Source organism: Actinocatenispora comari, from assembly GCF_017312725.1.
Lineage (GTDB): Bacteria > Actinomycetota > Actinomycetes > Mycobacteriales > Micromonosporaceae > Actinocatenispora > Actinocatenispora comari.
The window spans coordinates 56,613-81,681 of the sequence record NZ_BOPO01000148.1; the positions used below are offsets into that span (position 1 = coordinate 56,613).

Consider the following 25,069-nt stretch of genomic DNA (forward strand, 5'->3'; position numbering starts at 1 on the left):
GACGCCATGACGAGTGCTTTCTGGGTCGATCCACCGCATCTGAAGAAGACGGCACCGGAGTTCGAGGATGTCGGCAAGGCGGTCGCGGACATCCAGCAGCGGCTGCAGGGCAAGTTGGACGCCGAGGGCAAGTGCTGGGGTGGTGACGACTACGGCAAGGGCTTCGAGGAGAAGTACAACGATCCGAAGAAGCAGGCGGACGACTACTTCAAGAGCCTGGCCAAGGAGATCACCCAGATCGGTACCGGCCTGGAGGAGATGGCCGACACCTACGGCAAGGGCGACGAGGCCTCGAACAAGTTCTGACCCGCCCCGACTCGTGCCGCGGCGGGCGTGGGTCAGCGGCGGCCGGCTCCGGGGACGGCTCGTCCGCTGCCCGGCAGCGCCCGGCCGGCGCCGGGGATCGCCCGGGGTGCCCCGCCGAAGCCGGCCGGCGGGCCGCCGGAGTTGCCGCCCGGACCGCTCGGGGTGTGTGCCCGGGAGCTCGGTGCGGTGATCGACAGGGCCTTCTCGTCGCTGGTGCTGCTCGGCCGGGTGTGCCGGACCGGCTCCGGATCGGCGGCGAACGTGGCCCGGCCGGCCCGCCAGGCCCGGCGGCGCCCGCGCGGCAGGACCCGGGAACCGATCAGCACCAGCAGCGCGGCGACCAGCAGCACCGGGGTGAGGACGCCGGCGACGATCTCGACCGTACGCATCGGGTCGCGGAGATCCTGCGGGTTGTCGATGGCGTGCCGGCCGTGCCCGGCCGGTGCGGCGGCGGGCTTCGGCACCGCGGTGAGCGCCCGGTACGGGTTGACCACGCCGTAGCCGACCGTCTCGTTCCAGCCCTGCGGCGGGTGATCGGCCGTCTCGATGATGCGCTTGCGCACCTGCTCGGCGGTCAACGACGGGTCGTACGCCCGGAGCAGCGCCGCGGTGCCCGCCACGAACGGCGTGGCGAAGCTGGTGCCGCCGCCGGCGAACTCCTCGAACCCCTTGCCGGCCGGCGCCGGCCCGTCGATCATCTTGCCGGGCGCGGCGACGTCCAGGAAGTTCGCCGTGTTGGAGGTGCCGACGTGCGCGCCCTTCTCGTCGATGCCGCCGACCGCGAGCACGTTCGGCAGCGCCGCCGGGTAGGACGCGGAGCCCTCGGCGGTGGTACCGCCCTCGTTGCCGGCGGCGGCGACCAGCACCACGTCGTGATCGATCGCGTACCGCACGGCGGACTTCATCGCGTCGGTGTCCTGGGTGGTCAGCGACAGGTTGATCACCGTGGCGCCGGCGTCGGTGGCGCGGCGGATGGCGTCCGCGATGGTCGTCGGCACCGAGTCGCTGGCGTTCTGCTGCTCGTCCCGCAACACCCGGAACGGCAGGATCTCCGCGTCCGGCGCCACCCCGTAGAAGGGCGCGCCGGTGCCGTCGCGGCCGGCGATGATGCCGGCGATCACCGTGCCGTGCCCGTACTGGTCGCAGGTGCCGTTGCCGTCGGCCAGGTAGTCGTGGCCGCCGGTGACGACCGCGTTCTTCAGCGAGGCGGGCGTGTTGGAGACGCCGGAGTCGATCACCGCGACCTTGACGCCCTGCCCGCGGCTGAGCGGCCAGGCCCGCTGCGGCTGGATGCGCTTGAGCGTCCAGGGCGTGTCGGACAGCGGGTTGTCCAGCGTGTACCGCTCCGGGACGTCGCACGACTGGTGTTTGGCCAGCGCGTCGCTGTCCACCGAGGATGGCTGCTTGTGCTTCGACGGCGCGGCGGTGACCGCGGGACCGGCGAGTGTCGCCAGCGCGCCGGCGAGCAGGCCGGCGAGGCAGGCCCGGATCAGCCGGGCACCAGCCGGGCCGGACGAGGGTGTGCGGCCAGGGCCCGGTGGCATCGGGGAGACCGGGACCAAGCCGGGGCTGGACCCCCCGGAACTCGACCACTTGGACACAAAGAGGAGCGTAGCCGGCGGGTGCACGCACCGGTACCGGGCGAAACGGGGCGCGATCGACCGGCGCCGATCTTGGCCACCTCTTGTAGGTTGGACCCCGCCGTTGACGATGCCGGACGAGGAGGTGTGTGGTGCGGGACGGGTACTACGCGCGGTGGCGTGACCAGGAGTTCGACGCCAGCCCGGACGGTGACCGGGTCCGGCTCTACACCAAGGAACCGACCGCCGGTTTCGAGCAGATCGGCGCGCAGCGATACCTGCGGGTGGTGCCGCGCGGCGACGTGTCGGAGCTCGGCTACCTGACCGTCCGGTGCCGCTGGCGGGACCAGCCGTTCCAGATCATCGGCGAGCACGGCTCCTGGTACCGGGTCGAGTACCTCGGCGAGCTGCCGCCGCCGGACGGGCTGGACCTCGGCGAGTTCGACCGCGGTGTGCACCAGGCATGGGCCAAGCGTGACGAGGTCAGTGAGCTGAGTGAGCAGCGCACCTGACGGTGTCGCGCCGTTGAGCCGGGCCGGTACGTTGTCTGCTGGCCGATTCCGGGCAACGGCGACCGGGCCCGGCCCCGGCGCACTCGGCGCAGGCAGGCAGCTCGACGACGGCAGGGAGGCGTGATGGCCGACGAATGGCAGCCGGCGAACGACGTCGAGCGGGCGCTGCTCGATGCCATGCAGCGCGGTGAGCAGGACCGGTACTTCGAGGTGCTGGGCGCGGCCGACCTGATCCTGCCGTTCGCCGCCGACGCCACCGGCGCCGCGCAGCCCGGCACCTGGGCGACCTGGGGGTACGAGGGGCGCACGTACATCCTCGCGTTCACCTCGCAGCAGGCGCTGGCGTCGATCATGGGCCGGCCCACCGACCAGTTCCGTACCGGTCGGCTCGCCGAGATCTGCGCCTGGTGGCCGGACGAGTCCTGGTGGCTCGCCGTCGACTTCGGGCTGCCGATCGCCGGCTACCTGCCCGGTACGTTCGTCAGCCAGCTCACCGGCGTCCAGCTCGGCGCGCAACTCGCCGTGAGTGGTGCTGCCGCCGCCGACCCGACCGTCGCGTACCGGCCGGGCGAGCAGGACGCCGCCGGCCAGCAAGCAGACCCGCTGCAGACCCAGCAGGCGCCGACCCCGCCGGCCGATCCGGGCCAGACGGTCCCGGCGGCGCCGGCCGACCCGGGCCAGACGGTCCGGGCAGACCACGGGCAGCCGGTGGCCGCGGCCGCGGCCGATCCGGGCCAGCCGGCCGACGCTGGGCAGACGGCGGCCGACGCCGGTGCCACGGCGCCGCCCGACGCCGCAGCTCAGCCGGCCTCCGCCCAGCCGTACCAGCAGCCGACGGCCGCGCAGCCGGGTCAGCAGCCCACCTCGGCCCAGCCGGACCAGCAGGGTGGGGCCCAGCCTTACCAGCCTTACCAGCCGGCCCAGCCCCATCAGCCGGCCCAGCCGTACGAGTCGGCTCAGGCGTACGAGTCGGGGCGCCAGCAGGCGTATCCGCCGGCCGACGCGGCGGCGCAGTACCAGCAGCAGGCCGGGGCCGCCGCGCACGCCGGTCCGGGTGAGCAGGCATCGGCGGCGGGAGCGCAGCCGGGGACGGTGCCGGTGCTGTCGAGCGGCTCCGCCGACGCGGCCGGATTCCGGCCCGCGAGCCCGCTGGAGCAGACGCTGCTGGACGCGTCCCGCACCGGCGACCGGAAGACGTTCATGGACGCGTTGCTCGGCGCGTACCTGCTGGTGCCGGTGCCGGAGGGCGCCTCGCCGGGGCCGACGGCGGTGACCACTCCCGACTTCCCGTGGCCGAGCATCGAGCGCAACGGCACCCCGCAGGTGCCGGTGTTCACCTCGCAGGAGCGGATGCGCGAGCGGGTCGGCGCCGCGCCGTACGCGGTGGTGCCGTTCGTGCTGATCGTGGAGCACTGGCCGCACCGTGAGTGGTACCTCGCACTCAACCCGGACACCCCGGTGAGCGCCACCGTCGACGGCGACCAGATCGCCGAACTCGCCGAGTGGGCCCGCCGCACCCATCTGGCCGAGCGGCTCGGCGTGCTGCCGCCCCAGCAGCCACTGGTACCCGCGCAGCCGACGCCGGTCTCCGCCCAACCCGCCTCCGACCAGCCTGCCTCCGACCTGCCCGCCTCCGACCAGGCTGCCGCCGACCCGCCTGCCTCGGACCGGACCGCCGAGGCGGGCGGAGCCTCGCCCTGGTCGGCACCGGCCGACGCCGCGGACCGCGCGGAGGATCAGCCAGCCCAGCCCGACGGCAGCTGGACACCGTCCGAGCCCCCGTCCGCCACGAACACCCCCGACGCCACCGAGCCCGGTACGCCCGGCTCTGATGGGGCGGCTGCGACCGGCGCCGATGACGGCGCCGCGGCCGGTTCCGCCGCGTCCGGCATCGCCGAGGATTCGGACGGATCCGGGGGCCAGCTGGACGAGGCCGGGGCGGTCGAGCAGCAGACCGCCGATCCGCGGTCCGCCGAACCGGCCGACGATCAGCGAGATGGCCGGCACCAGGCCGGCGATGCGCCGGCGGCCACTGCGGCCGGCGATGCCGGTGCGGCAGCCGGCGAACCGTCGGAGCCCGATCCGGGCGCGCCGGAGCCCGACGCGGCGGACGGGCCCGAACCGGACGCCGCGAGTTCTGCGGATACGGCGAGCGGGGCCGAGCCGGGTGAGAGCCCGGCGACCGTCGACGAGGCATCGAACGCCGTCGACACGACCGCCGTCGAGCAGGCGTCGAACGCCGTCGACACAACCGCCGTCGAGCAGGCGTCGAACGCCGTCGACCCGGTCGCCGGTGACGAGGCAGGACCGGCGGATGTGCACGCGACTGCCGAGGGCGATGCCTCGCCCGGCGCCGGCGACAGCGCCCGCGGAGCCACCGCCGACGACACACCCGTGCCGGACGCGGGTTCCTCGGCCGACCCCCACGCGCCGACCGACGAGGCCGCCGCGGGCGCCCATGCGCCGATCGGTGGGCCCGGAAGCGGCGCAGGGGCAGCGACTGCCGAGGCCGAGGCCGGTGCGGCGACCGACGGGTCCGGCACCGACGCGGCGACGGGTGAATCCGAGAGCGGGGCCGAGTCGGTGCTCAGCGGGTCCGGGGCGGCCGCGGAGGCTGGCGAGTCCGGCACCGGCGAGGTCGTGGCCGCCGCTGCCGGCGGTGGGCCCACCGGTGGCGGCGCGGCCGGGGCGCCGCCCCAGGACGACGGCGAACCCGCACCCGAATGGCCGCCCGTGCCGCCGGCGATCGAGGACGAGCCGGCGCCCGCCGAACCGGTGCCGTCGCTGTCGTTCCCGGCGCTGCTGCAGAAGGTGCTGCCCGACGCGCAGGTGCCGTTCTACCTGGAACGGCACTTCGACCGGGTCGGTGGCTGGATCCATCCGGTCGCCGAGGCCCCCGTCCGCGCCGGCGACCTGCGGGTGGCCACCGGCCTGTCCACCGAGGTCGCGGCCGAGCCGGTACACGCGATCCGGTGGCACGTCGAGGCGGAACAGCTCTTGCCCGTACTGGCGGCGGTGCGGTCGACGGCCGATCCGGAACTCGTGGAGTACCGGGTTCCGACCGCTCGACTTCCGCACGGCGCCGAGCTGTACCGGATCGATCCGGACGGTGAGACCACCGTGCTGGCCGTCTTCAACGCCGACCATCATCGGTGGCATCCGCTGATCTGACCTGTCCCGTACCTCTCTGCGCCGAGGTACCCCCGAGGCGCTCGGGTCCCGCTGCGTTCGCTCTTGCTGGTGGCGCAGAGGCCACCTCTACCCGCTGAGGTGCGCCCCAAGCGGCGGTGCAAAGACCACCTCTGTCCGCTGAGGTGCGCCCGAAGCGGCGGTGTAAAGGCCACCTCTGTTCGTCGCTTTGACCCCTTGTGGGGGAATGCGAGGAGAGGGCTTCGCCCCCTCCTCGCGCTCCTTCCCCGCCAAGGGGGCCGCCCCCTTGGCCATCCCCGCCCAGCCCCCGGTGATGCTGCCCATCGACGCCGAGCAGCAGACGAAGAAGAACAGGGAAGCGGCCCGGCCTACCCATCACGGCACTGTGCGCGTCGACCCGTGTCGTGCACCGCACACGGCGGGGGTTGTCGTGGCGGGCTTGGCGGCGTGGCAAATGCCGGGCCGACTCCCCGTCGTTCCGAAGCGAGCCAGGCGGGGTCCTGCCTGGTCACCAGGCCCGGGCAGGGGATGTCAAGGGGGCGACTGCCCCCTTGATGGGGAGGGGTGTGGGGAGGGGCGAAGCCCGCTCCCCACGTTCCCCCACGCGGGGTGAAAACCGCGAACAGAGGTGGCCTTTACCACCCCAGCAACAGCGAACCCAGAGCCGACACGAGCGCTTCGGGAAGCACCTCAGCGCAAAGAGGTGCCCACCCTATTCTTTGATCCAGCGGAGTATCTCCGCAGTGACCAGGTCGGGAACCTCCTGCTGCAGGAGATGGCCGACCCCGTCGAGCAGCCGCCACTCGTACCGGGCGGCGACGTACCGGCCGGAGCCCTGTGCGGTGCGGGGCAGCACGCCGGTGTCCTCGGCGCCGTGCAGGTGCAGGGTGGGGCTGGTGATGGGCTGCTGCATCAGCTTGACGAAGCGCCGGCCGCTGGGGCGCAGCGCGCCGCGGAACACCCAGCGGTACGCCTCCAGCGCGCAGAACGCGGCCTGCGGGATCTGGATCGCCCGCCGGCAGTGCGCCAGGTAGTCGGCGAACTCGGCGCTGGTGCGCCACGGGCCGGCCCAGTCGGTCATCAGCTGCGCGGCGATCGCGGCGTCGTCCCTGGTGAGCACGTGCTCGTAGCGGGGCACCTGGAACTTCAGCAGGTGCCGGCTGGCGGACAGCTGGCCACGCGGGTCGGAGAACAGCCCGGTGCGCAGCCGCAACGGGTGCGCGGCGGCGCAGACGATCAGGCGGCGTACCCGCTGGGGGTGGAACGCGGCGGCCATCCAGGCGACGAGGCCGCCGAGGTCGTGGCCGACGAGCACCGCGTCGCGCTCGCCGAGCGCCCGGATCAGCCCGTCCACGTCGGCGGACATCGTGTACCCGTCGTAGCCGCGGGGCGGTTTGTCGCTGGCGCCGTAGCCGCGCAGGTCGACGGCGACGGCCCGGTAGCCGGCGTCGGCGAGGGCGGTCAGCTGGTGTCGCCAGCCGTACCAGGTTTCCGGGAAGCCGTGCAGGAACAGCACGAGCGGGCCGGTACCGGCCTCGACGACGTGGAACCGGCTGCCGTTGGCGCCGACGAACCGGTGCGTCCACGGCCCGCCGACGAGCACGCAGGTCTCGTCCGGCGGGGGCGTCACGCGATCCCCGCCGACCCGGCGCCCGGGGCAACGCTGCGGGGCCGTCCAGACATGACTCCAGCGTAGGCGCCGGCACCCAACGTCCACTGCCAGCCCCGCCGCCGCGCCCGGGCACACCGCTGGCGCCTCCCCCGGGAGACCGGCCCCGGCCACCCGGAGGTGATCATGCGTGGTGGGCGCGGACGCGGCGGCGAAGCAGCACCGTCGCGAGCAGGGCGGCGATGACCGAGCCGGCCAGTACCGCGGTCTTGAGCCGCTCGCCCTCGCCGCCGACGCCGAACGCCAGCTCGGCGATGAGCAGGCTGACGGTGAAGCCGCAGCCGGCGAGGACGCTGACCGCGGCCAGGTCACGCCAGTGCATGGTGGCCGGCAGCCGGGCGAGCCGTACGCCGATCGCGAGCAGCGAGCCGCCGAACACCCCGATCGCCTTGCCGACCACCAGACCGGCCACGACCGCCCAGGCCAGCCGGTCGGTGAGCAGCGCCGACAGCGCGCCAGCGGTCAGCGGCACGCCGGCGGCGAAGAACGCGAAGATCGGTACGCACAGGCCGGCGCTGAGCGGCTGCAACCGGTGTTCGGCGTGCTCGGCCGGGGCGTACGGTTCGCCCGGGTCGCGGCGCACCCGGGTGGCGAGTCCGATCGCGACGCCGGCCAGCGTGGCGTGGATGCCGCTGGCGTGCAACAGCCCCCAGGCCAGCACGCCGAGCACCAGGTACACCGGCCAACCGCGGAACCGCAGCCGTTGCAGCAGCAGGTACCCGCCGATGCTGGCGGCCGCGCCGACCAGCGGCAGGACCGCCAGGTGCGCGGTGAACAGCACCGCGATCAGCAGGATCGCGCCGAGGTCGTCGACCACGGCGAGGGTGAGCAGGAAGACCCGTACCGAGGCGGGCAAGGTGCGGGCGGTCACCGCCAGCACGGCGAGGGCGAACGCGATGTCGGTGGCGACCGGTACCGCCCAGGCGTGGTCGATGCCGTCCGCGCCGCGCCCGACGAGCAGCGCGACCAGCGCCGGCGCGACCATCCCGCCGAGCGCGCCGAACACCGGCAGCATCGCGGTACGGGGGTTGCGCAGCTCGCCGACGACCAGCTCGCGCTTGAGTTCGAGCCCGGCGATCACGAAGAACAGGGTGAGCAGCCCGTCGGACGCCCACTCGCCGGTGGTCAGCGACAGGTGCAGCGCACCGGGGCCGAACCGGGCGTCCCGGACGTGCTGGTACAGGCCGGCCGCGGGGGTGTTCGCGACGATCAGCGCGGCGAGGGCGGCGGCCAGCATCACGATGCCGCCGATCGTCTCGGTGCGCAGGTAGCCGGCGAGCGTGACCGCGGCGTCCGCGGTGCGGCGTTGTGCCCGGTGTCGGCGCTGGCGGATTCGCCGGGCGCGGTCGATCAACCGGGCGGTGACGGGCGGGCGCTCGGGCATCGGCTGGCTCCTGGTCCGGGTAGCACGACAACGTGTGCCGACCAGACTTCCCGGCGCTCCGCCGCCAACCCTACCTGCCCGCACCGGGCGCGGCCCCGGATCCGCCGGCCGGCGGATCCGGCGTCCCGGCCCGGGTCAGGTCCGCAGGTAGCTGAGCACCGCCATGACCCGGCGGTGGTCGGAGTCGGACGGGGCCAGCGCCAGCTTGCCGAAGATGTTGGAGATGTGCTTCTCCACCGCGCCCTCGGTGACCACCAGCGCGCGGGCGATCGCGGTGTTGGTGCGCCCCTCGGCCATCAGTTGCAGCACGTCGCGCTCGCGCGGGGTCAGCGTGCGGATCGGGTCCTTGCGGGACACGAACAGCTGGGAGACCACCTCGGGGTCGAGCACCGTACCGCCGCCGGCGACCCGGACCAGCCCGTCGAGGAACTCGTCCACGTCCGCGACCCGGTCCTTGAGCAGGTAACCCACCGCGCCGACGCGGTCGGCGAGCAGGTCGTCGGCGTACGACACCTCGACGTACTGGGAGAGCACCAGGATCGGCGTGCCCGGCACGTTCTTGCGTGCCTGGATGGCGGCGCGCAGCCCCTCGTCGGTGTGGCTGGGCGGCATCCGGACGTCGACGATCGACACGTCCGGGCGGTGCTCGGTGATCGCGTCGACCAGCGAGGGGCCGTCGCCGACCGCCGCCACCACCTCGTGCCCGGCCTCGGTGACCAGCCGGACGATGCCCTCGCGCAGCAGCACCGAGTCGTCGGCGACTACGACGCGCATGGCAGTTCCGCGGTCAGTACGGTCGGGCCGCCGGCGGGGCTGTCCACGTGGAACCGGCCGTCCGCGGCGCGCACCCGGTCGGCCAGGCCGGACAGGCCGTGGCCCTTGGCGGTGTGCGCACCGCCCTTGCCGTTGTCGGAGATCGTCACGTACAACAGACTGCCATCCCCGGTCACCTTCACCTCGCACCACGTCGCACCGCTGTGCTTGGCCACGTTCGTCAGCGCCTCGGCGACCAGGAAGTACGCGGTGTTCTCGGTGCTCTCCGGCAGCCGCCCGCCGTCCGGCAGCGACACCGACAGCTCCGTCGGTACGGTGCAGCGCCCGGTCACCGCGGCCAGCGCGGCGGCGAGCCCGCGGTCGGCGAGGATCGGTGGCGCGATGCCGCGGGACAGCGCGCGCAGCTCGTCGAGCGTCTCCCGGGTCTGCTGGATCGCCTCGGCGAGCAGCGGCTCGGCCCGCTCCGGGTCGGTCCGCATCCGGCGCTGCGCCAGGCTCAGGTCCATGGTCAGGCGCACCAGCCGCTGCTGCGGGCCGTCGTGGATGTCGCGTTCCAGCCGGCGCAGCGCGGACGCCTCGGCCGAGCGGGCCGCCTCCCGGCTCTCGGTCAGCTCGTCGACCCGCTCCTGCAGCGCGTCGACCCGGTGCCGGGTGAGCAGGCCGCGGGCCAGCCCGGCGTTCATCAGCGCCATCCCGCGCACCACGAACGGCGCGCTGAGCAGGAACAACAGTCCGACGCCGGTGTCGACCGCCACCACGTAGCCGTACTTGTGCGGCATGCCCAGCAGGTCGGAGATGCCGTTCAGGTAGGGCAGTACCGAGTAGGCCCACAGGAAGCTCAGGGTGTACCCGATCGCGACCGCCCACCAGGTCACCGTCACCACGAACGCGGTCACGCCGGTGACGAACCGGGCGATCCCGAACACCAGGTCGCGCCAGCACTGCGGGTCGACCAGCGGAACCAGCTGGCGGCGCAGCCCGGTGTGCTGGGTGTGGTCCTTGCGGTACCGCGGGGCGGTGACCGGGGTACGCAGCACGCTGGGCAGCCGCCGCCGCTCCAGCCCGGCGAACGCCCGCGCCACGTGCATCCCGGCGAGCAGCACGAACGCACCGCCGGCGGCGGCGAACGTGCCCACGCCGACGCAGAACAGCGTCAGCAGTACGACGAAGCTCGCCACCGAGAGCGGGAAGTCGGCGAGGCAGTACCCGGTGTCGGCGAAGAACTGGGACACGGTCGTACGCCGTCGGTTCTCGGCCGTGACGGGGGCGGCGGTACTCACGGACGTTCCTCCTTCGTCGGAACGTCCGTGAGCCACCACGGTGCGTGATTCCCCTGGCTCACTCGCGGACGCTCGCTCATGTCCTTGACGGTAGAGATTCGGCGGCCGGATTCCCATCGGGCGGCCCGGCGAGCCTGCCCTGGGGCCAACCCCACCGACCGTGGCCCACGCCACCCGATACCGGGTGGGCGGTTTGGTGGCGTACGTCGCAAACGGGGTCGATCGCGGCGCCAAGATACGCCGTTCCGTGCGTGATCGATGACGAACTGTCAAGATCGCGATTTGTGCGTGCGTTCACAAACGCATACGCTGGCGGGCAACGGCGCGAGACCTACCACACCGTGACCGCGGTGTGTCAACGGGTCCGCACGATCAGCTCGACGTGCCCGTCACCGTCGGCGCCGCTGCTTCACCCGCGACTGGCCCGGCCCCGCCGTGCCGGTCGTACGCTGGGACGCCGAGGATCGCAACCGAGAGTCAGATGAGTCAGCAGCGCACCGACAGTTCAGCGAGCCCCGTGTTCCCGGACCTGCCCGAGGCCACCGTGGCCCGGCTGCCCGAATACCTCCGCGCCCTGCACGGCCTGGCGCAGGAGGGGCACGACACGGTGTCCAGCGAGGGTCTGGCCACCGCCGCCGGGGTGAACTCGGCGAAACTGCGCAAGGACCTCTCCCACCTCGGCTCGTACGGCACGCGGGGTGTCGGCTACGACGTGGCGCTGCTGATCACCCAGATCGAGGCGGTGCTCGGGCTCACCAAGCACCGCAAGGTGGCCCTGGTCGGCATCGGTAACCTCGGTCACGCCCTCGCCGGGTACGGCGGGTTCGCCAGCCGCGGGTTCTCCGTCGCCGCGCTGTTCGACGCCGAGCGGTCCCAGATCGGCGAGCGGATCGGCACACTGGTGGTGCGCCACATCGACGAGCTGGCCGAGGTGGTGGCCGCGGAGGGCATCTCGATCGGCGTGATCGCCACCCCCGCGCGGGCCGCTCAGCAGGTGGCCGACCAGCTGGTCGGCGCCGGCGTGACCAGCATCCTGAACTTCGCACCCTGCGTACTCAACGTGCCGAGCGGGGTGGACGTGCGGAAGGTGGACCTGGCGGTGGAGATGCAAATCCTGTCGTTCCACGAGCACCGGAAGGCGCTGACGGCGCTGCCGGTCCCGCCGGAGCAGCCCGCCGGGGAGGCGACCGGGTCGTGAACCTGCTCGTCGTCGGACTGTCGCACCGCACCGCACCGGTCGAGCTGCTGGAGAAGCTGTCCGTACCGGGCGGCGACCTGCCCGAGCTGCTGCACCGGCTGCTGGCCCGGCCGTACCTGGCCGAGGCCGTCGTGCTGTCCACCTGCAACCGGGTGGAGGTGTACGCGGCGGTCACCGCGTTCCACGGTGCGCTCGCGGACATCGGCGCCGAGCTGGCCGACCGGGCCGGCTGCGACGTCGCCGCGCTCGCCAACCACCTGTACGTGCACTACGACGACGAGGCGGTCCGGCACGCGTTCCGGGTCGCCGGCGGGCTCGACTCGATGGTCGTCGGCGAGGCACAGATCCTCGGCCAGCTGCGCGACGCGTACGCGGTGGCCCGGGACGCCGAGGCGCCCGGCCGGCTGCTGCACGAGCTGCTGCAGCAGGCCCTGCGGGTCGGCAAGCGGGTGCACTCCGAGACCGGCATCGACCGGGCCGGCCAGAACGTGCTGACCGCGGCGCTGTCGCTCGGTGTCGGCCAGGTCGCCGACACCACCGCAGAACAGTGGCTGCCCGGTCGCCGCGCGCTGGTCGTCGGCGCCGGCGCGATGGGTGCCCTGTCCGCCGCCACCCTCTCCCGGTACGGGGTGGGCGAGCTGGTGATCGCCAACCGCGGCCTGGACCGGGCCCGCCGGCTCGCCGGCCACCACGGCGGCCGCCCGGTCGGCCTGACCGACCTGGCCGGCGAACTCGCCGCGGCCGACCTGGTGGTGTCCGCGACCGCCTCGACCGGCCACGTGTTCGGCGCCGAGCTGGTCGCCGAGGCGACCCGGCTGCGCGACGGCGATCCGTTGCTGCTGCTGGATCTCGCGGTACCGCGAGACGTCGAGGCCGGGGTGGCCGAGCTGCCCGGCGCGGTCGTGGTGGACATCGAACAGCTCGGTTCGTCGTTGGACAGCGCGGACGACCCGTCGGCCCCGGCCGGCGGCACGCTGGCGTCGGACCTCGGCGGCGGGTCGGCGCGGACGGCGGCCCCGGCCGCCAGCGCCGCGTCGTTCGCGGCGGAGGGTTCGGTGCCGGCGGCGGAACGCATCGTCGCCGACGAGTTGGACGCCTTCCTCGGCTTCCTGCGCAGTGCGAACGTGGCACCCACGGTCGCCGCGCTGCGAGGCCGGGCGGACGACGTGGTCAGCGCCGAGCTGCGCCGGCTGGCCCAGCGCCGGCCGGAGCTGACCGACGCGCAGCGCGCCGAAATGGCCCGCACGGTGCATCGGGTGGTACAACGCCTGTTGCACCAGCCGACGGTCCGGGTTCGACAGCTGGCCGCCGAGCCTGGCGGGGACCGGTACGCGGAGGTCCTGCGCGAGCTGTTCGACCTGGACGTGGCGGACGGCGTCGCGGCCGAGGCGATCCGGGTGGCGCCCACCGAGAGCAGGCCGATCAGCGGCACCGAGGTACGTGAGGACGGAGAGATCGGGTGACGGGCAGTTCAGCGGCCCGGCCGATACGGCTGGGCACCCGCGGCAGTGCGCTCGCGGTGGCGCAGTCGCAGCAGGTGGCGGACGCGCTGCAGGCGGCCAGCGGCCGCCCGGTGGAGCTGGTCGAGGTGGTGACCACCGGCGACCGGTCCGCCGCGCCGGTACAGCGGCTCGGGGTGGGCGTGTTCGTGTCCGCGCTGCGGGACGCGCTGACCGCCGGCGACATCGACGTGGCCGTCCACTCGTACAAGGACCTGCCGACCGAGCCGGCCCCCGGGCTGGTGATCGCGGCGGTGCCGGAGCGCGCCGACCCGCGCGACGTGCTGGTCGCCGCGGACGGCGTGGGCCTCGCGAAGCTGCCCGCCGGCGCCCGGATCGGTACCGGTGCGCCGCGCCGGATGGCCCAGCTCAACGCGCTGGGCGCCGGGCTGACCTGCGTGCCGATCCGCGGCAACGTGGACACCCGGCTCCGCAAGGTGGAGTCCGGTGAGCTGGACGCCGTGGTGGTGGCCGCGGCCGGCCTGCAGCGCCTCGGCCGGCTCACCGAGGTGACCGAGTTTCTCGACCCCGACGTGGTACTCCCCGCGCCGGCGCAGGGTGCGCTGGCGGTGGAGTGCCGGGTCACCGACGCCGAGCTGACCGCGACGGTGGGTGCGCTGGACCATCCGGCGACCCGCGCCGCGGTGCTCGCCGAGCGCGCCCTGCTCGCCGCACTGGAGGCGGGTTGCACCGCCCCGGTCGGTGGGTACGCCACGGTGACGGACGGGGTCCTTTCCCTGCGCGGTGTCGTGGTGACGCTCGACGGCAGTACGTCGATCCGTCGCCTCGGTACCGGAACGCCCGCCGACGCCGAGTCGGTCGGCCGGCGGCTTGCCGCCGAGCTGCTCGACGCTGGCGCTGAATCCTTGTTGGAGAGTGCACGATGACCCGCGCGCGTAAGTCCGTCGGCCGCATCACCGTGGTGGGCGCCGGTCCCGGTGACCCGGGCCTGCTCACCCGGCGGGCGGCGGAGGCGGTGGCCGCAGCCGACCACGTGGTGTACGACCGGTCGGTGCCCGAAGTCCTGCTGTCCGCCGTGCTGCCCGAGGGGGCGGAGCGCAGCCCCGCGGAGGGCGCGCCCGGCGACATCGCCAAGGTGCTGCTGTCCGCGGCCCGCTCCGGGCTGTCCGCGGTCCGGCTGGTGGCCGGCGACCCGTACGGGCACGACTCGGTGGTGAAGGAGATCCAGGCGGTGTCGCGCAGCGCGGTGCCGTTCGAGGTGGTGCCGGGGATCAGCCACGCCTCCGCGGTCGCCTCGTACGCGGGGATGCCGCCCGGCCCGGTGCGGACCGAGGTGGACGCGGACGACGTGGTCAACCTCGACTTCGACGCGGTGGCGGCGGCGCTCGGCGGGGCCGGCGACCAGTCCTCGCTGGCGCTGACGGTGGACGCCGGCAGCCTCGCCCAGGTACGCGACGGGCTGCTCGCCGCGGGCGTCGACGGCGGCGTGCCGGTCGCGGTGACCGGCGACGGCACCGGCGAGACGCAGTACACTACGTCGTCCACTGTGGACAGTTTCGTGGAGGCGGCGCTGGGCTTCGGCGGTCCGGTGGTGCTGACCCTCGGCGGCGGGGTGCCGCAGCGCGACAAGCTCGGCTGGTGGGAGAACCGCCCGCTGTACGGCTGGAAGGTGCTGGTGCCGCGCACCAAGGAGCAGGCCGGCGCGATGTCCGCCCGGCTGCGGGTGTACGGCGCGATCCCGTCCGAGGTGCCCACCATCGCCGTCGAACCGCCGCGTACCCCGGCGCAGATGGAGCGCGCGATCAAGGGCCTGGTCGACGGGCGGTACGCGTGGATCGTGTTCACCTCCACCAACGCGGTGCGCGCGGTGTGGGAGAAGTTCGCCGAGCACGGGCTGGACGCCCGGCACTTCGGCGGCGTCAAGATCGCCTGCATCGGCGACGCGACCGCCGAGGCGGTCCGCGGGTTCGGCATCCAGCCCGAGCTGGTGCCGGCCGGTGACCAGTCCTCCGACGGGCTGCTGGGCGAGTTCCCGCCGTTCGACGACGTGCTCGACCCGGTGGGCCGGGTACTGCTGCCGCGCGCCGACATCGCCACCGAGACGCTCGCCGCCGGCCTGGTCGAGCGCGGCTGGGAGGTCGACGACGTCACCGCCTACCGCACCGTGCGCGCGGCGCCGCCGCCGGCCGACATCCGGGACGCGATCAAGTCCGGCGGGTTCGACGCGGTGCTGTTCACCTCGTCCTCCACGGTGCGCAACCTGGTCGGCATCGCCGGCAAGCCGCACGCCCGTACGGTCGTGGCCTGCATCGGGCCGAAGACCGCGGAGACCGCCGTCGAGTTCGGGCTGCGGGTGGACGTGCAGCCGGAGCACGCGTCGATCACCGACGAGGTGGAGGCGCTCGCCGAGTACGCGGTCGAGCTGAAGGAGAAGCTCGCCCAGATGCCGCCCAAGCAGCGCCGTGGCTCCAAGGTGCAGGGCCCTTCCGCGCTGCGCTTCCGCTGACCGTCGGCCCCCGGCCGGCGTGCCAGCACCGACCGACGGGTCGCCCACCGACCTCCAGGAGAAGCTGATGTACCCGGACGTACGGCCGCGCCGGTTGCGGACCACCCCGGCGATGCGCCGGTTGGTGGCCGAGACCGTGGTGCGGCCGGCCGACCTGATCCTGCCGCTGTTCGTACGGGAGGGGATCGCCGAGCCGAAGCCGGTGCCGTCGATGCCCGGCGTGCTGCAGCACACCCGCGACTCGCTGCGCAAGACGGTCGTCGAGGCCGTCGAGGCCGGCGTCGGCGGCATCATGCTCTACGGCGTGCCGCTGACCCGGGACGAGGTGGGCTCCGCGGGCACCGACCCGGACGGCATCCTCAACGTCGCCCTCCGGGACGTGGCCGCCGAGGTCGGCGACGCCACCGTGGTGATGTCCGACCTGTGCCTGGACGAGTTCACCTCGCACGGCCACTGCGGGGTGCTCGACGCGCGGGGCCGGGTGGACAACGACGCGACGCTCACCCGGTACGCGGACATGGCGGTCTGCCAGGCCGAGGCCGGGGTGCACCTGGTCGGCACCAGCGGCATGATGGACGGCCAGGTCGGCGTGGTGCGCGAGGCGCTGGACGCGGCCGGCCACACCGACGTCGGCATCCTCGCCTACGCGGCGAAGTACGCCTCGGCGTTCTTCGGTCCGTTCCGCGAGGCGGTGGAGTCGGCCCTGCAGGGCGACCGCCGCGCGTACCAGCAGGATCCGGGGAACGGCCGGGAGGCGCTGCGCGAGGTCGCGCTCGACGTCGCCGAGGGCGCCGACCTGGTCATGGTCAAACCGGCGCTGCCCTACCTGGACGTGGTGGCCGCGGTGCGCGCCGCCGTCGACGTTCCGGTGGCCGCCTACCAGGTCTCCGGCGAGTACGCGATGGCCGAGGCGGCGTTCGCGAACGGCTGGCTCGACCGGGACCGCACCATCCTGGAGATGCTGACCTCGATCCGGCGGGCCGGCGCCCAGCAGATCCTCACGTACTGGGCGACCGAGGCCACCGCGCTGCTCCGCGCCGGGTACTGAGCGCGGCGCGGGCGGCCGCGCTGTCGCCGGCGGCCGCCGGGCCGGCGCCGGTGCCGGTCAGCCGCAGCGGCGGATCAGCAGGCCCGCGGTGCGGGCGTAGAACTCCCGCACCCGGGCGTCGCCGTCGACGTCGTCGAGTGGTACCACCCGCAGGTAAACGGCGCCCTTGATGAGTGCCGGGCTGGTCGACACGACCAGCGCCCACCAGGAGCCCTGGCCGTGGATTCCGGCGGCCGGCGAGATCCAGACCTGGTCGCCGGCGTGCGGGGTGCCGTAGTGGATCGCGGAATGACTCATGGTCGATCACCTTCCGGGCCGGGGGGCTGACCTCTGTGCGACGCGCACCCCCGGGGTTCATGACGGAACTGTCACGAACCAGACGCATTCCGCAATCTGCACGCTCCCGAACGGCGGCTCGGGCGGCCGTCAAATCATTCACGGCGTAAATGATTCCGGAGCGCTAGCATGCTGGTCATGACCGACGCCGACCCCTCGCCCCTGCTCGGTACCTCGGCGTTCCGGCTCAGGGTCGTCGGCGCCGTGGTGACCGAGCGCTTCGCGGCCGAGATCGCCGGGTACGACCTGAAACCGAAGCACGTCGGCGTCCTCGCCCTGCTCGCGTCCGCCCCGGCCACCTCGCAGCTCGACCTGGCCCGGACGATGGGCGTGGCGCCGAGCCTGATCGTCCGGATCGCCGACCACCTGGAACGGATCGGCGCGGTGGAGCGCGTCCGTGACCCCGCCGACCGCCGCCGCCAGGCGCTCCGGCTCACCCCGCGCGGCACCGAACTGCTCGCCGCGTGCACCCGGCTGTCCCGGTCGATGGAGCGCGACCTGCTCGCCGGGCTGAGCGCACCGGACCGGGCCAGCTTCCGTACCGCCCTCGCCCGCGTCGCCACCAACCTCGACCTGCCCAGCTGATCGCCACCGTCGCCCCGGGCGCGCCGGGCCGCGGCACGTGGCCCGGACGTCGAGCGGAGCGAGCGGGGAATCCGGGATTGCTGCCCGTTGCTGCCATCATGGGGTGATTGCCGAACCCGACGAACGGGGAGACTGGATGCGATCGGTCGGCTACCGGGACGCGGTCACGCTGCTGGCACCGGAGCGGAGCCTGCTCGCCGGGCTCGACCGGGCGCTGGGTGGCGCGCTGCTCGGCGCCACCGTGGCCACCGGTGGGCTGGCCAGCCCGGTACTCAGCCTGTTCGACGTCAAGGGCGAGGTGCTGCGGCTCGCCGGCCCGTTGCTCGGCCGGCTGTCCGACCGCCTCGCCGGTACCACCCGGTACGACCGCACCCAGCGTCTGCTCGCCGCGCACACCGTCCTGGTCGTCACCGCCTTCTTCGAGGCCTTCGACGAGCTGGACCTGCCGTTCGACACCGACCGGCTGCACCTGACCCGGGCCGAACGCCACCGGGCGGCCGAGCCTCGGCAGCCGGGGCAGGCGGAGGCCGGCGACCTCGACCTGTTGCTCGGCGACGGTGACCTCGCCGGCTTCCCGGGGCTGGCGGCCGCGCACCGGCCGAGGTTCGCGGCGATGGGGCGCCGGCTGACCGGTTTCGTTCAGGGCCTGGCGGTGTGGGACGAGCTGACCGACACCCAGCGCGCCGAGGTGCTCTCGCGGTGCGGCGACCCGCTGGCCGAGCGGGCCGGCGACCGGTACGCCGAGCTGTACCGCAGGCTCGCCGTCGACGTGCCCGAGTTCGGCTTCTGGGCCGCGCAGCTGGACCACGAGCACACCCGCGCCGAGGTGCGCCGGCTCGGCCACTCGCTGTCCGACCTGGCCGAGCTGCTGCGTCGGGTGCCCGGCGGCCGGGCCCCGGGCGAGCGCCGGGCGGCACTCGCCCGGGCGTACCAGGCCCAGCTTGGTCGGCCGGCGCTGACCGACCGGGATCTGCCGGACGGGTTGCGGATGCCGACCCTCGGCGAGGCGTACCTCGACCCGCACTTCCGGCTGCTGACGGTGACCGGACAGTCCGCCGACGAGGACGCCTGGTCCTGCTGCGAGGTGCGGGCCGACCTGCCGCGGTACTTCGCCGGCTACCTGACCGGTCCGGCCGCGACCGAGGCGCCGCTGCTGGTGCTGGGCCAGCCGGGTGCGGGCAAGTCGGTGCTCACCCAGGTGCTCGCGGCCCGGCTGCCGGCGGCCGACTTCCTGCCGATCCGGGTGGTGCTGCGCAGCGTGCGCGCCGACGTCGAACTGCAGGCGCAGATCGAGGACGCCATCTACGCGGCGACCGGCGACCACGTCGGCTGGCCCGAACTGGTGCGCTCGGCCGGTGACGCGTTGCCGGTCGTCCTGCTGGACGGGTTCGACGAGCTGTTGCAGGCGACGGGCGTGAACCAGGCGGACTACCTGGAACGGGTGGCCCGGTTCCAGGCGCGGGAGGCGGAGCAGGGCCGGCCGGTCGCGGTACTGGTGACCAGCCGCACCGCCGTCGCGGCCCGGGTCCGGTACCCGGCCGGTACCACGCTGGTGCGGCTGGAACCGTTCGGCGCCGCGCACGTCACCGAGTGGTTGGCGGTCTGGCACCGGGTCAACGACGCGCACTTCGCCGGCCGCATCCGCGCGCTCACCGCGGACGTCGCGCTGCGGTACCGGCAGCTGTCGACCCAGCCGCTGCTGCTGCAGATGCTCGCGCTGTACGACGCGGAGGACAACGCCCTCCGGCACGCGGACGCGGACGGCATCGACGAAGCCGGTCTGTACGAGCGGCTGCTCGCCACGTTCGCCCGCCGTGAGGTACGCAAGCGGGGTGAGTCGCTGCCGGACGAGCAACTCGCCGCGCGGACCGAGCAGGAGCTCCAGCGGCTGTCGCTGGTGGCGTTCGCGATGTTCAACCGCGGGCGCCAGTGGGTGACGGCCACCGAGCTGGACGCCGATCTCGCCGCGTTGGGGGTGCACACCGACGAGGTCCCCGCGACCGGCTTCCGGGCACCGCTCACCGCCGCCGACCGCGTTCTCGGGCGCTTCTTCTTCATCCAGCGCTCCGTCGCCCGCCGCAGCACCGAGCACCTGGAGACCTACGAGTTCCTGCACGCCACCTTCGGCGAGTACCTGATCGCCCGGCTGATCAGCGAGCTGGTGTCCACGCTGCTGACCCGCCGGTCGGCCCTGCACCTCGCCTCACGGTCCACCGTGGACGACGATGTGCTGTGGGCGCTGCTGTCGTTCGTGTCGATGTGCGACCAGGAGAACGTGCTGCCGTTCCTGATCGCCCGGCTGGGCGCGAGCGACCGTCAGGAGATGCGGGCCGCGCTGGTCCTGGCGCTCAACGGCGACGACGACAGGCCCCGCGGGTACGGCGACTACCGGCCGGTGCCGCGGGCGCTGGTGGCGCGGTTGGCGATCTACCGGGCCAACCTGATGCTGTTGGTACTGGCCACCAGCGGCACGGTCCGGGCCGGCGAGCTGTGGCCGGACGAGGAGCCGCGGCGCGCCTGGCGCCACCACGCGCTCCAGTGGCAGTCGTCGCTCAGCTTCGGCGCGTTCCGCCGGTTCACCGGCGCCGTCACGGTGGAACAGATCCGCCACGAAGGGCGCAGCGATCTGCGCCTCTCGCTGGAGCACTTGCCGCTGCCCGGTCGCTCGCCCGGCCGGCCCCGGACCGCGCACGATCTCAACTGGCACCTGGACCGGGAGCGAGGCTCGACGCCGGTGCGGGCCAACTTCGGCGACTGGCCCAGCGCCCTGCGCAACCTCGGCTTCACCGCCGACCTGCACAGCGACATCGCCCGGCAGACGCTCGCCCCGCTGGTACGGCTCACCGGCGAGTCCTGGGCGATCCGCGGACCGTACGGGCAGCTGATCCCGCTGGCACAGCCGTTGATCGCACTGGCACTGGCCGATCGCAGCGGGTCGACCCGCGGTGAATTACCCGCGCTGTATCGCACGGTGCTGTCGGCCGTGCCGTCCGTCCTCGCCGGGCCGAGGGTTCGGGTCCTGCTGCTCGGCTGGCTGGCTCGGGATGCGCACGGGCTGGACGACCGGCTGTGCCGGGAGGTACTGGCGGCCGTCGCACCCGACCTGCGGGGCGACGGCGCACGCGGTTCGGCCGCGTTCGCCGCCGCGGTCGAGGCGATCGCCCGTGGTCGCGAGCTGTCTGCGGTCTGGCGGGTGCTGTCCGCCGGGCCGGTCGCCGCCCTGCTCGCGGCCGACCCCGGCCCGTTGCGGCTGCGTATCTGGATTGCCCTGCACGAGGCGGGGGCGGGCGTCGAGGACGACGAGGCGGCCGAGTTCCTCGGCTCGCTCGACCCGGCCAGCTTCACCGGCGAGGACCAGCACGTGCTGCGCCGGGCCGGCTGGTTGTTCCGGTCCGCGCATCCGGGAACGCCGCTTCCGTGGCCGGATCCCGCGGCCGGCGGCACCCCCTCGGCCGGGCTGGTCGACCTTCTCCTCGGCCGGGGCAGCCACGTCAGCCGAGGCAGCTGATCGGCTCGACCCGGCCGACGCCATACCCTGACGAGCCGTCGCCAGATCACGGATCCATTGTGGGAGCCGGGAGTTGCGTGCTCAGGCGGTGCGGCGGGACTCGATGACGGCGGAGACCGGGGCCTCGTAGTCGTACCAGCGGCGGTGCGGGCGGAAGCCGAGCTCGGCGTTGACCCGCAGCATCTGCTCGTCGCCGACCGGCTGCCAGGTCTGCACGGTGGCGACCTGCGGTTCGGCGGTGCGCAGCGCGAGCAGCAGCCGGGCCTTCATGGTCAGCCCGAGCCCGTAGCCGCGGTGTTCCGGCACCACGATCGTGTCGTACTGGTCGGCGCGGTCCGGGCGGTGCGCCGGGACGACGAGTTCGGTGAGGCCGGCGACCTCGCCGCTGGCGGTGTGGATGGCGACGGTGACGTAGGGCCGCAGGCCACGCGCCCGGAGGGTACGCAGGCTGTCGCGGATCCGGTCGGCTTCGAAGCCGGCGTGCCATTCGACGTCGGCGACCGGGGTGTGCCGGGTGATCAGCTTGGCGTCCGCGTACGAGGCGAGCAGCGTTTCCGGTGGCCCGTCGGGGAAGTGCTCGATGTGGTAGCCGGCGCCGATCCGGCCGGACTTCTCCGTCACCTGCTCCCAATCCACAGTGGACAGTGAGAGCAGGCTGCTCTCCTCGACCACGGTGGGCCGGAACCCGTGCGCGGCGTAGAAGTCGACGGTCGGGGTGCCCTCGACGATCTCGGTGCTGATCAGCTCGCGGTCGTGCGTGGCGGCGTGCCTGGCCGCGGCGGCGAGCAGCTCGCCGCCGACGCCACGCCGGCGGTGGGCCGGCTCGGTGAACAGTTCGATCACGGCGGTGCCGGCCATGTCGTAGCCGAGCAGGTTCTCCCCGACGTACCCGATCAGCTCGCCGTGGTCCTCGGCGATCCAGGCGGCGCGGTGTTCGATCGGCATCGCGGCGGACAGGTAGTCGCGCAGCCGGTCGCGGCGCCACGGTGGCTCGCCGGGCACGTCGGCGGCGATGGCCGCGTTGTACACCCGCAGCCAGGCGTCGATCTCCGCGTCCGACGCGGTGGCCGGCTCCCACTCTCTGATCCGCACCACTCCTGCCTACCCGATGGGGGAGTCTGTGCGCGAGTGTGTGCGGCGGGTTATTTTGCCGTCGTCGAAGATAATCATTCGGACATACTACGCGAAAGACGCGTTACGGTGCCGAATCACAGCCGCCCGGATTCGATGATGCGTTGCAGGAACTGCCGGGTACGCGGCTGCTGCGGGTCGCCGAGCACCTCCGCCGGCGTGCCCTGCTCCAGGATCCGTCCCTCGGACAGGAAGCAGACCCGGTCGGCCACCTGCTTCGCGAACCCCATCTCGTGCGTGGCCAGCAGCATCGTCATCCCGTCCGACTTCAGGTCGCGCACCATCGTGAGCACCTCGCCGACCAGCTCCGGATCGAGCGCCGAGGTGACCTCGTCGAGCAGCAGCAGCCGCGGCGAGTTGACCAGCGCCCGGACGATCGCGACCCGCTGCTGCTGCCCGCCGGACAGCCGGTCCGGGTACTCCTTGGCCTTGTCGGCGAGCCCGACCCGGGACAGCCAGGTCATCGCCCGCTCCTCAGCTGCCGCGCGCACGATCCGGTGCACCCGGCGCGGTGCCAGCGTCACGTTGTCCAGCACGCTCAGGTGCGGGAACAGGTTGTACGACTGGAAGACCAGACCGATCCGCTGGCGCACCCGGTCCGGGTTGATCCGCGGGTCGGTGATGTGCTCGCCGTCCAGGTGGATGGTGCCGTCGTCGACCTCCTCCAGCAGGTTGACGCAGCGCAGCAGCGTCGACTTGCCCGAGCCGGACGCGCCGATCAGCACCACCACCTCGTGCTCGGCCACGGCCAGGTCGAACCCGGCGAGTACCTCGGTGGACCCGAACCGCTTCCGCACCCCGGCGCAGGACAGCACCGTGCCGTCCGCCGGGGCCGCCGGACCGCGGCCGGCCGGCTCGTCGGTACTCATGCCGCACCGTCCGCGCTCTGCCGGCGGGCCGATCGCAGCGTCACCCAGTCGGTCACCGCGATCAGCGGGATCGCCATCAGCACGAACAGCGCGCCGGCAACGATGTACGGGGTGAAGTTGTAGTGCTCGGCGACCCCGATCTGCGCCGCCCGGATCGCGTCGATCGGCCCGGCCAGCGAGATCAGCCCGACGTCCTTCTGCATCGACACCACGTCGTTGAGCAGCGGCGGTGTGACCCGCCGGACCGCCTGCGGCAGCACCACGAACCGCATCGACTGCCGGTACGACAGCCCCAGCGACCGGGCCGCGGCCCGCTGCGACGGGTGTACCGACTCGATGCCGGCCCGGAACACCTCGGCCATGTACGCGCCGTAGGTGATCACCAGCGCGATCCCGCCCAGCACCACGACCGACGGGGTACCGGCGAGGCGCAGCCCGGGCACGCCGAGGGTCAGCACGTACAGCACGATGATCAGCGGCGCGCCGCGGAACGAGTACGTGTAGCCGATCGCCAGCGCGCGGAACGGGAAGAACACCGGCCCGCGCAGGGTGCGCAGCACCGCGATCAGCAAACCGAGGATCAGCGCGCCGATCGTGCAGCACACCAGCAGCCGGATGTTGAGCCACAGCCCGACCAGGATGTCCGGCAGCGTCTCGGCCGCGACCTTCGGATCGAAGAACGACTCGCGGACCCGGTCGAACCCCGGCGCACCGGTGATCGCGACGGTCAGGATCAGGCCCAGCGCCACCGTGGACCCGGCCGCGACCAGCACCGACTTCACGGTCTGTCGGCGCCGGTACGCGAGCCGGCCCCGCTGCACCTCGCTCGGTGCCGGCGCGGCGGCGGTACCGGTCACCGCAGCTCCGGCGCGCCCGCGGTGTCGGCCAGCCACTTCTTCTGCAGCGCGGCGAGCGTCCCGTCCGACTGCAGCCCGTCGACCGCCTTCGAGACGCAGGCGGTCAGCGGGGAGCCCTTGTCCAGTACGATGCCGAACTGCTCGGGCTTGCCGGACAGCTTCGGCAGCTGGCCGACGATCGTGGACCCCTTGATCTCCGCGGTGACCGCGAACGCGGTCGGCAGGTCGACGACCAGGCCGTCGATCTGGCCGTTCTGCAGCGCCTTCTTGGCGTCGTCGTTGTTGTTGAACACCTGCGGCTTCACGCTGGGCTTGACCGTTTCGGTGATCGCCTGGTAGCTCGTGGTGCCGACCTGCGCGCCGAGTTTGGCGTTCTTCAGCGCCGCCACCGAGGTCGTTTTGGCGATCTTCGACGAGGACAGCGCGACCACCGTCTGCCGCACGTCGTAGTACGGGGAGGAGAAGTCCACGGCCTTGCGCCGCTCCGGCGAGATCGAGAACTCGTTCACGTCGATGTCGTACTGCTTGGGGCCGGGCGCGATCGCGGTGTTGAACGACACCACCGTCCACGTCACCTTGTCCTTGGCGTACCCGAGCTTGTCGGCGACCGCGTACGCGACGGCCGACTCGTAGCCCTTGCCGTTGGCCGGCTTGTTGTCGATGAACCACGGCGGGTACGCCGGCTTGTCGGTGGCGACGGTCAGCGTGCCCTTGGTCTTGGTGGCCAGCGAGTCCGGCGTGCAGGACGCCGCCTTGGCCGAGGACTTCGACGAACCGGAGTCCGAACTCTGCGGTGCGCAGCCGGCGCCGACGGCGGCCAGCGTGACGGCACCGGCGACGAGGAGGGTACGGCGCGAGCGTGAAGACATGCCGGAAGCATAAGTGAACCGTTCGCGATGCCGGACCCGGCCGTGCT

Annotated in this window: 20 protein-coding genes; 10 read left to right on the forward strand and 10 right to left on the reverse strand. The window is 73.4% G+C overall.

The annotated features are described in order from the left end of the window. Positions 1-6 precede the first annotated feature (6 nt). Positions 7-306 (forward strand): WXG100 family type VII secretion target, encoded by a 300-nt coding sequence (locus tag NUM_RS34645; protein ID WP_207129165.1) that lies wholly within the window; start codon positions 7-9, stop codon positions 304-306. Between the two features lie 32 nt (positions 307-338). Here NUM_RS34645 and mycP read toward each other — a convergent pair whose 3' ends face one another. After that, a complete protein-coding gene (mycP, locus tag NUM_RS34650; RefSeq protein WP_207129166.1) occupies positions 339-1,850 on the reverse strand; it encodes a type VII secretion-associated serine protease mycosin in 1,512 nt (503 codons plus the stop codon). A gap of 188 nt (positions 1,851-2,038) precedes the next feature. On the opposite strand from mycP, the gene NUM_RS34655 reads away from it, so the two are divergent. Both NUM_RS34655 and NUM_RS37810 read left to right on the forward strand, forming a co-directional pair. Beyond that, a complete protein-coding gene (locus NUM_RS34655) occupies positions 2,039-2,398 on the forward strand; it encodes a hypothetical protein (protein WP_225919046.1) in 360 nt (119 codons plus the stop codon). Between the two features lie 123 nt (positions 2,399-2,521). After that, entirely contained in the window at positions 2,522-5,569 is a 3,048-nt protein-coding gene (locus tag NUM_RS37810) for an SseB family protein (protein WP_207129168.1), read from the forward strand. A 691-nt stretch (positions 5,570-6,260) separates the two neighbouring features. Here NUM_RS37810 and NUM_RS34665 read toward each other — a convergent pair. The 4 genes from NUM_RS34665 to NUM_RS34680 all read right to left on the reverse strand — a co-directional run bounded on the left by NUM_RS34665 (position 6,261) and on the right by NUM_RS34680 (position 10,655). Next, positions 6,261-7,178 (reverse strand): alpha/beta fold hydrolase, encoded by a 918-nt coding sequence (locus NUM_RS34665; RefSeq protein WP_225919047.1) that lies wholly within the window; start codon positions 7,176-7,178, stop codon positions 6,261-6,263. Positions 7,179-7,341: 163 nt separating this feature from the next. Beyond that, the gene (gene nhaA / locus NUM_RS34670) at positions 7,342-8,601 is read right to left on the reverse strand and encodes a Na+/H+ antiporter NhaA (RefSeq protein WP_207129169.1); all 1,260 of its coding nucleotides are present in this window, start codon (positions 8,599-8,601) and stop codon (positions 7,342-7,344) included. A gap of 135 nt (positions 8,602-8,736) precedes the next feature. Then, positions 8,737-9,375, reverse strand: a complete 639-nt coding sequence (locus tag NUM_RS34675) for a response regulator transcription factor (RefSeq protein WP_030449980.1) — start codon at positions 9,373-9,375, stop codon at positions 8,737-8,739. Then, positions 9,363-10,655, reverse strand: coding sequence for a sensor histidine kinase (locus NUM_RS34680; RefSeq protein ID WP_225919048.1), 1,293 nt, complete (start codon positions 10,653-10,655; stop codon positions 9,363-9,365). Before NUM_RS34680 ends, NUM_RS34675 begins: the two co-directional genes overlap by 13 nt. A 481-nt stretch (positions 10,656-11,136) precedes the next feature. Here NUM_RS34680 and NUM_RS34685 point away from each other — a divergent pair, with 481 nt between their 5' ends. The 5 genes from NUM_RS34685 (at position 11,137) to hemB (ending at position 16,867) form a co-directional block, all read left to right on the forward strand. Further along, on the forward strand, positions 11,137-11,853 hold the full coding sequence (locus tag NUM_RS34685) for a redox-sensing transcriptional repressor Rex (protein ID WP_207129171.1): 717 nt from the start codon (positions 11,137-11,139) through the stop codon (positions 11,851-11,853). Continuing rightward, positions 11,850-13,316, forward strand: coding sequence for a glutamyl-tRNA reductase (gene hemA / locus NUM_RS34690; RefSeq protein WP_207129172.1), 1,467 nt, complete (start codon positions 11,850-11,852; stop codon positions 13,314-13,316). Before NUM_RS34685 ends, hemA begins: the two co-directional genes overlap by 4 nt. Continuing rightward, on the forward strand, positions 13,313-14,239 hold the full coding sequence (hemC, locus tag NUM_RS34695) for a hydroxymethylbilane synthase (protein ID WP_207129173.1): 927 nt from the start codon (positions 13,313-13,315) through the stop codon (positions 14,237-14,239). The genes hemA and hemC overlap by 4 nt, the downstream gene beginning before the upstream one ends. Continuing rightward, complete coding sequence (locus tag NUM_RS34700) at positions 14,236-15,819, forward strand: bifunctional uroporphyrinogen-III C-methyltransferase/uroporphyrinogen-III synthase (RefSeq protein ID WP_207129174.1); 1,584 nt, start codon at positions 14,236-14,238, stop codon at positions 15,817-15,819. The genes hemC and NUM_RS34700 overlap by 4 nt, the downstream gene beginning before the upstream one ends. A gap of 64 nt (positions 15,820-15,883) precedes the next feature. Then, complete coding sequence (hemB, locus tag NUM_RS34705; protein ID WP_207129192.1) at positions 15,884-16,867, forward strand: porphobilinogen synthase; 984 nt, start codon at positions 15,884-15,886, stop codon at positions 16,865-16,867. A gap of 57 nt (positions 16,868-16,924) precedes the next feature. Here hemB and NUM_RS34710 read toward each other — a convergent pair whose 3' ends face one another. Next, positions 16,925-17,164: a hypothetical protein gene (locus tag NUM_RS34710; RefSeq protein ID WP_207129175.1), complete on the reverse strand. Its 240-nt coding sequence runs from the start codon at positions 17,162-17,164 to the stop codon at positions 16,925-16,927. A gap of 177 nt (positions 17,165-17,341) precedes the next feature. Here NUM_RS34710 and NUM_RS34715 point away from each other — a divergent pair, with 177 nt between their 5' ends. Both NUM_RS34715 and NUM_RS34720 read left to right on the forward strand, forming a co-directional pair. Further along, entirely contained in the window at positions 17,342-17,788 is a 447-nt protein-coding gene (locus NUM_RS34715) for a MarR family winged helix-turn-helix transcriptional regulator (RefSeq protein ID WP_207129176.1), read from the forward strand. A 136-nt stretch (positions 17,789-17,924) separates the two neighbouring features. Further along, positions 17,925-21,296 carry an NACHT domain-containing protein gene (locus NUM_RS34720; protein ID WP_207129177.1) on the forward strand — a complete coding sequence of 1,124 codons (3,372 nt, stop codon included), beginning with the start codon at positions 17,925-17,927 and terminating at the stop codon, positions 21,294-21,296. A gap of 81 nt (positions 21,297-21,377) precedes the next feature. Here the strand turns inward: NUM_RS34720 and NUM_RS34725 are convergent, their stop codons facing one another. The 4 genes from NUM_RS34725 to NUM_RS34740 form a co-directional block, all read right to left on the reverse strand. Next, complete coding sequence (locus tag NUM_RS34725) at positions 21,378-22,388, reverse strand: GNAT family N-acetyltransferase (RefSeq protein WP_225919049.1); 1,011 nt, start codon at positions 22,386-22,388, stop codon at positions 21,378-21,380. 116 nt (positions 22,389-22,504) lie between these two features. Then, positions 22,505-23,296: an amino acid ABC transporter ATP-binding protein gene (locus NUM_RS34730; RefSeq protein WP_207129179.1), complete on the reverse strand. Its 792-nt coding sequence runs from the start codon at positions 23,294-23,296 to the stop codon at positions 22,505-22,507. Then, positions 23,293-24,153: an amino acid ABC transporter permease gene (locus tag NUM_RS34735; protein WP_225919050.1), complete on the reverse strand. Its 861-nt coding sequence runs from the start codon at positions 24,151-24,153 to the stop codon at positions 23,293-23,295. The genes NUM_RS34730 and NUM_RS34735 overlap by 4 nt, the downstream gene beginning before the upstream one ends. Further along, positions 24,150-25,022 carry an ABC transporter substrate-binding protein gene (locus tag NUM_RS34740; protein ID WP_207129181.1) on the reverse strand — a complete coding sequence of 291 codons (873 nt, stop codon included), beginning with the start codon at positions 25,020-25,022 and terminating at the stop codon, positions 24,150-24,152. The genes NUM_RS34735 and NUM_RS34740 overlap by 4 nt, the downstream gene beginning before the upstream one ends. Positions 25,023-25,069 lie beyond the last annotated feature (47 nt).